The organism is Clostridium sp. (genome assembly GCF_051278035.1).
In the GTDB taxonomy this organism is placed as follows: domain Bacteria; phylum Bacillota; class Clostridia; order Clostridiales; family Clostridiaceae; genus Clostridium_AD.
This window is the reverse complement of the sequence record NZ_JBNMNU010000216.1, coordinates 1-6,339: the sequence shown is the minus strand read 5'-3', so window position 1 is coordinate 6,339 and position 6,339 is coordinate 1. Positions and strand designations below refer to the sequence as shown.

Below are 6,339 nucleotides of genomic sequence, written 5' to 3'. Positions count from 1 at the left end.
ATGTACAAGGGCTAGAGAGTGAGCTAGGATACTTTTCCTTAGAAGAGTTAGAATCTGTCCATGGTCCTCTTGGTTTAGCCATTGAACGAGATATGTCATTTAAACCAACATCATTCTCTACTATCAAAAATAATGAAAAAGTGAGCTAGTATGAATGATACACAGATAAATACATTAGCCTCTGCATTAGAGAATGATGACACAGTTGAATTTAAATATAAGAGTAGCTACTATGAGATCTTTGAATCTGCTAATGGTGGCTTTGTAGTTAATGTCTACTCTAGTAATGATAAGGATGAAGATGATGAATACATAGAAGCTAATCTTCTTGATGGCGGTACTTGCATAGGTACAGCTAGAGATGCGATAGGGTTCATGCTATGAGCTATCTAGTTCTAGTGCTTTGCCATAATGAAGTTCAATACATAAAGCCATTTAAATCTAAGCAAGAAGCCCAAGAAGAGGCTATCTTGCTTTCTAATGAATGGTATAACAAAGATGGTATCTTAGAGTGGACCCCTCATCAAATAGAAACAATACAAGAGATGAGAAGTTACTACAAATCAGAGTCTTATTTTAATAGTGGTGATTATGCTCATGTTCTGATAGAAGAGGCTATGTATTAAACTGTGTTAGCTCTCTTTCCTCTCCTTTCCCCCACATGAGGGGCTTCGCCCCTCCCCCCTATCCTCTATTAGAGAATAAGTTGGTTTGGTTGCTGGCTCTTAGGTGCTATCTTTTTTTCTTTTTCTATTTGTGGGTTATTCTTCTTTCCTCCTGGAATGCTGTCCAGGTCATCAAGTTAGCCGCTCCAAAGGAGGTAGGGAATTTGTTTTTCTACTTGTTGGGAATTCTATAGTAATTTAATACTATCATATAAATAGTAAGTATTAATTTATTTTTAAATGTACTGAGACCCTTAAAGATTTGTATATGAGGTGAAAAGTCATTGTTTGTAAAGGTAAGTAGTAATGGACTAGTAAGTGGTAAAGTTTAGAAGATGTTTCTATGCAGAGTACTTTAAGCGTAGTTTCAAAAGAGACAGTTGTATTGATGAAATTACTCATCTTAAATTATATCTATGTATATGATTTTAATTTTACATATGCTAGACTAAAATAATATAAGGAATAAAATGAAATATATACTTACAATAATAATGCTGTTTATGTTATCTGGCTGTGGCAGTACAGGAATCGTAAATGTTTCCCCTGGAATATATAAAATTCACAATGTAGACCCTTCTGGAATGTTTGGTAATAATGGTGCAGATTTACCAAGAAAGACATTGAAAGAAGCTCAAGCTTATGCAGATAGTCATGACAAAGTAATTGAACCAATATCAGAAAGAAAAATTTCTATGGCACCAGGAAGATTTGCTTCTTATGATTATACATTTAAACTATTTGATAAAAAAGAAGTTGAATTAATTAATGCTGGAATTCCAATATCATATGAGGGATTCAAAAAATATATAGATGAAAACAGCAATGACACTTTTGAAGGAATTTGGGAAGATGATACTGGTAAATACACATTTGGTCTTGTAAAAAGTTTTACAAATAAAAGATACAGCTATCAAGTGTTCATAATAGATACAAAATATGACAATTGGGAAGCTGGTGAAGTAAAAATCAATTTTTCATCATTAAGAGCTAATAAAATCACAACAGCAATGTATCAAATGCAAAATAAGAAAGAGATTCGTGTTCTAGGAGAGGCTCATGATGACTACATAAAACTTTCATCAAGAGCTTTAAAGGAAGATATTTTACTTTTAAAAATATACCCTTTAGAAAATGAAGAAAGTAACTATAAAGCCAATGGTTCTGGAACTGCATGGGCAATTACAGAGGATGGTGTTTTTATTACAAATGCACATGTTGTAAAAAATGCTAAAGAGATAAATATAGGATTTAAAGATATGAATCCATTACCTGCTAAAGTTTTACTATTGGACAAAAGAATGGATATTGCTATTTTAAAAGTTAATACTTCTAAAAAGTACAATCCTATACCGATCAATTTCAATAAAGCTTCAAATGGAAGTAAAATATTAACTCTAGGCTATCCACTAGCATTTACTCTCGGAGATGATATCAGAATAACAAATGGTATAATTAGCGCACAATCTGGAATTAATAAAGATATCTCTAGATACCAAATTACTGCCACTGTACAGCATGGTAATAGTGGTGGACCAATTATAGATAATAAAGCTAATGCAATTGGCATAGTAGTTTCAAAACTAAATAACAACTCTACACAAGCAGTAAACTTTGCTATAAAGTCTAGCTATATAAAGGTACTGTTAAACCAATTAAATATTAAGACAATCGGAGTAAATAAAGAAGACAAAAGTTCTTCAGATATCTTTGAAATGCATAAAAAATCTGTATTGCCAGTTTGGACTTTTAATAATTAGAACCTAAAAAAAGAATCTAAAATATTGGTCAGAAAATTATAGGAGTTTTTGAACTCTCACACTCCCTCTTATCTAGTTAGCTAATATTCAATTATCTCATATTAGCTATATTCTGTAATACAAAGCTACTCTTATAAGTATTTAAGTAACTTCTTCTATACTAACATGTGGAAAACCTTCTATAAACTAGACAATTATGCATCATTTTTTGCAATTAAGTCTTATTTTCTAAAATAACTTACAGGTTGCAGTCATAACCCTCTAATATATACAAAATAATATCTAGGTTATTGTGGAATAATTGACTTAAATTTTTTATAATTTTCACCGACTTCTTACAAAAAAGATTCTATATATTCTATATCATTCCTTCCATTTTCACCTTTTAAATAGCGTATATTTTTGTTTAATACTACATTCCTATTATTAAACAAAAAAATTACAACTTTCGAGTGAACACAAAAATTAGACATATGACTTTGTTTTTGTAACATATACTTTAGTAATAGAAATTCACTATGGAGTATAAAATGATTAAATTTATAAATCGAGAGCAACTATATAAACAAGTTTGGAGTGAGCCTTTTACTAAGTTGGCGCCTAAACATAATGTATCAGCAACAGATCTCAGAAAATTATGCAATAAATTCTCAATACCTGTTCCTAAATTTGGTCACTGGCAAAAGATAGCCTTTGGTAAGATAATAGGTATACCACCACTACAACGTTATAAATGTCTTAGTTTACGGGTTGAGAAGGAAGAATCTGTACATAAAATAAAAGATGTAACGCAAACTAAAAAATTAGAAAAGTCTATTGTACTGCCTATCAAGAAGCATAGAATTACTGTAAAACAAACATTAACAAGCCCACATTCTATTATTGCAAGAACTCGTGATAGATTAAAATCTCAAAAACCAGATGAGTACGGGATGATACATTCAGGAAATGATTGTGTAGATATCAGGATTTCTCCGGCTAATTACAAAAAAGTTCTTAGAGTGTTAGACGCTTTATTTAAATGGTTTGAAAAGAAAGGTTATGAAGTAGATGTATCTAGTAGGTATGGAACCTATATCAAAATAGATGAAGAAGAAATAGAAATTGCAGTAAAAGAAAAATCAACGGTTACAAAAACAACCCTAATAAATAATGGTTATTGGATACGTACAGAACGTGAATATACTCCAAGCGGAAAGATATCTTTACTAATTAAAAGTTATGCTAGTAATTCAAGAAGAACATGGTCAGCTGGAAAAATTTATACATTAGAAGAGCTTTTGCCAAGTTTTATAGATGGAATATTTGCCTATGCAGTTGCCAAAAAAGAGAATAGCATAAGAAGGGAAAGAGAAGAGCAGGAACGAGAAGAATTTCGTAATTTAAAAAAATATAACTTACACTGTGTAGAGTTAGAAAAAAATATGATAGAGCAGTTAGAAAAGCAAGCTAAAGATTGGAACTTTACTATGCAACTTCAAAGTTATATATTAGCTGTGGAAGCTAAAACTAAAAGACAAAATGAAAAAATACCTAGAGATACTCTAAAATGGTTAAAATGGGCGAAGCAACATCTAGATAAGACAAATCCATTAAAAGGTTCTCTACCGTCTTATACTGAGGCAAAAAAACTATTATGTATTAAAGATATTTAAATTTAAACATCTTTTGGATTAATAAACTTTTCTTTATTAAGTGTTTTTGTCCATAGTAATGAATCATGCCAGTCACTTTGAACTGCTGTACTAAAATTAACTTTATTTAGTAAAATTTCTCCCATTTGTAAAGAATAGGCATCTTCTTTAAAACATTGAGCATATCCTGTTGCTGTTTCATGAACAATAATACTATGCAACTTAACTTCTCTTTCTCCATTTTTAGTTATTGTTAAGTCTAATAATCTATCTATTATTACAAAAAAAACTCTACTAAATTGCTCAGCAGAAGGAGATACTGGAAGCTCAACCCATCTATCAGAATGATTTTTCATATCATTGATATATTCTTGATTATCTTTATTCCATATCGTTATTGAATGATCAAAACTATCGATTACATCTTTTATATTTAGCTTCATTAGGCCAAAGTCATATATCATTTGTCCATCGTCCAAATAATTTGACTCTAATAGCACTTCAATTTTGTAAGAATGTCCATGAATGGATGATCTGCATTTAACAGTACTACAAGATCTAACAACATGTGCATTCTCAAATTTAAATAATTTTCTTATTAACATAATTTACTCTTTTGCATAAATTCAATAACTGCATGCTCTAAAGCTTGATATAAACAAGTAATTGATGTATAATTGTATCATAATTAATAACTTATGTGGGGCTTAAACTGTAATGATAAATATAATATCTTCATGTACTAATAGTAAAAAACAAACTCCAAGCAAATCATTGCAAATTGAAAACTTTAATGATGACATGGACTTAGAAGATATTATAAGAATATGGAACAGTAATATAAAAGCAAAAGGAAGAACAGCCTTTAAAGCTACAGAATTATATAAAGGCGGTTCTTGGCAGGCTACTTTGGATACTAAGGAAAAATTATTTATAAAATATAAAACAGAGTTGTTTATAGCATCTGCAGGATATGGGCTAATACATGCTGAAGAAAAAATTCTACCTTATGACAGTACTTTCGCTTCATCCACCAAAAATAGCATTAATAAATTTAAAAATAATTCAAAGTTAAAAGCTAATATTAGATGGTGGAATTCTATAAATACATTCCCTATTACATCTTTTTCGCATGAAGCATATTTTTTTGTTATCTTACCACATAGCTATCTAATAGCAGCACAAGACATGATAGAAAGTTTAATAAAAATGTTTACTGATAAAGTATTTATTTTTATAGCGAATAATCATTCCCTTCCTCCATCTATGCAAAAGAATATCATTAAGTTTGACTCTAGATTTAATAGTTTTCAGGCAGGTGTCGTTTCTAATATGTTGCAACGGGCTGTATTATGGCTTTCAACTGAAATAGTTACAAAAGACATACCCCTTTCTCACACTATATTACAAGATCATATTGAAAAAGAAATGTTTAAATATAAAATTTATGTAATGCCTATCCGTACTAAACTTACTGAGCAAGAACTATATGAGAAAATTAAAATTATGATTCTAGAAAATCATATATCTAGTCCTTCAAAAGGACTAAGATTATTTAGAGATATGGGCTATGCTTGCGAACAAAAGCGTTTTGGTAAGTTATTTAAAGAAGTCAAAGGGATATTAAAATGAGTAGTCTAATTGTAAGAGCATTAAAAATAATACAAACAGAAAAGTATGAAGTGTTTTCATTTTTTCTTGAGGCAAAGGATATTTTAAAAATTGCAGATATTTCAAGAGTTCAAAGAGATAATGAAGGTAAACTAGTTGGTTTACAAAGAAATGAAGTTAAGAAGCATGTCAATGAAATCACTAAATATCTAGATAATGATGATGTCCTCTTCCCGAATGCAATTACCTTAGCTATTAATGAAGAGATACATTTTACTAAGATACGTGGTCCTAAAATTGATTCTGATAGATACTCCACTGCAGGTACTTTAGAAATACCTATAATGGATAATGGATTTAAGCCAGCATGGATTGTTGATGGACAACAGCGTGCTCTTGCACTCTCTAAATGTAATAAACCAAGATTGCCAATTCCAGTTACTGCATTTGTTGCAAAAGACTTGGAAGTACAACGCGAACAGTTTATTCGCATTAATAAGACTAGACCACTTCCTAAAGGCCTGATAGATGAACTATTACCAACTGTAACATCCGTTTTACCAGCAGATTTAAGTTCTAGGTTGATTCCATCCCGGATAACTGAAGTACTTAATTTTGAACCAAAATCACCTTTTTATGGATTAATAAAAAAAGCATCTACCGAAAATG

At 30.4% G+C, this 6,339-nt stretch carries 8 protein-coding genes; 7 read left to right on the top strand and 1 reads right to left on the bottom strand.

Annotated elements, in window-relative coordinates; genetic code table 11:
- The 5 genes from ACJAX4_RS21210 to ACJAX4_RS21190 all read left to right on the top strand — a co-directional run.
- Positions 1-149, top strand: a 149-nt coding sequence (locus ACJAX4_RS21210; protein WP_435791428.1) for a DUF2958 domain-containing protein, incomplete at its 5' end; no start/stop codon positions are given.
- Position 150: 1 nt separating this feature from the next.
- Positions 151-384 (top strand): hypothetical protein, encoded by a 234-nt coding sequence (locus ACJAX4_RS21205; protein WP_435791427.1) that lies wholly within the window; start codon positions 151-153, stop codon positions 382-384.
- Entirely contained in the window at positions 381-626 is a 246-nt protein-coding gene (locus ACJAX4_RS21200) for a hypothetical protein (protein ID WP_435791426.1), read from the top strand. The genes ACJAX4_RS21205 and ACJAX4_RS21200 overlap by 4 nt, the downstream gene beginning before the upstream one ends.
- A 509-nt stretch (positions 627-1,135) precedes the next feature.
- Positions 1,136-2,425: a S1C family serine protease gene (locus ACJAX4_RS21195; protein WP_435791425.1), complete on the top strand. Its 1,290-nt coding sequence runs from the start codon at positions 1,136-1,138 to the stop codon at positions 2,423-2,425.
- 530 nt (positions 2,426-2,955) lie between these two features.
- Positions 2,956-4,080 (top strand): hypothetical protein, encoded by a 1,125-nt coding sequence (locus ACJAX4_RS21190; RefSeq protein ID WP_435791424.1) that lies wholly within the window; start codon positions 2,956-2,958, stop codon positions 4,078-4,080.
- Between the two features lie 2 nt (positions 4,081-4,082).
- On the opposite strand, the gene ACJAX4_RS21185 is transcribed toward ACJAX4_RS21190, so the two are convergent.
- Complete coding sequence (locus tag ACJAX4_RS21185) at positions 4,083-4,664, bottom strand: 6-pyruvoyl trahydropterin synthase family protein (RefSeq protein ID WP_435791423.1); 582 nt, start codon at positions 4,662-4,664, stop codon at positions 4,083-4,085.
- Between the two features lie 112 nt (positions 4,665-4,776).
- On the opposite strand from ACJAX4_RS21185, the gene ACJAX4_RS21180 reads away from it, so the two are divergent.
- On the top strand, positions 4,777-5,691 hold the full coding sequence (locus ACJAX4_RS21180) for a DUF6884 domain-containing protein (RefSeq protein ID WP_435791422.1): 915 nt from the start codon (positions 4,777-4,779) through the stop codon (positions 5,689-5,691).
- A partial coding sequence (locus ACJAX4_RS21175) for a DGQHR domain-containing protein (RefSeq protein WP_435791421.1) occupies positions 5,688-6,339 on the top strand: 652 nt, incomplete at its 3' end. The genes ACJAX4_RS21180 and ACJAX4_RS21175, both read left to right, overlap by 4 nt.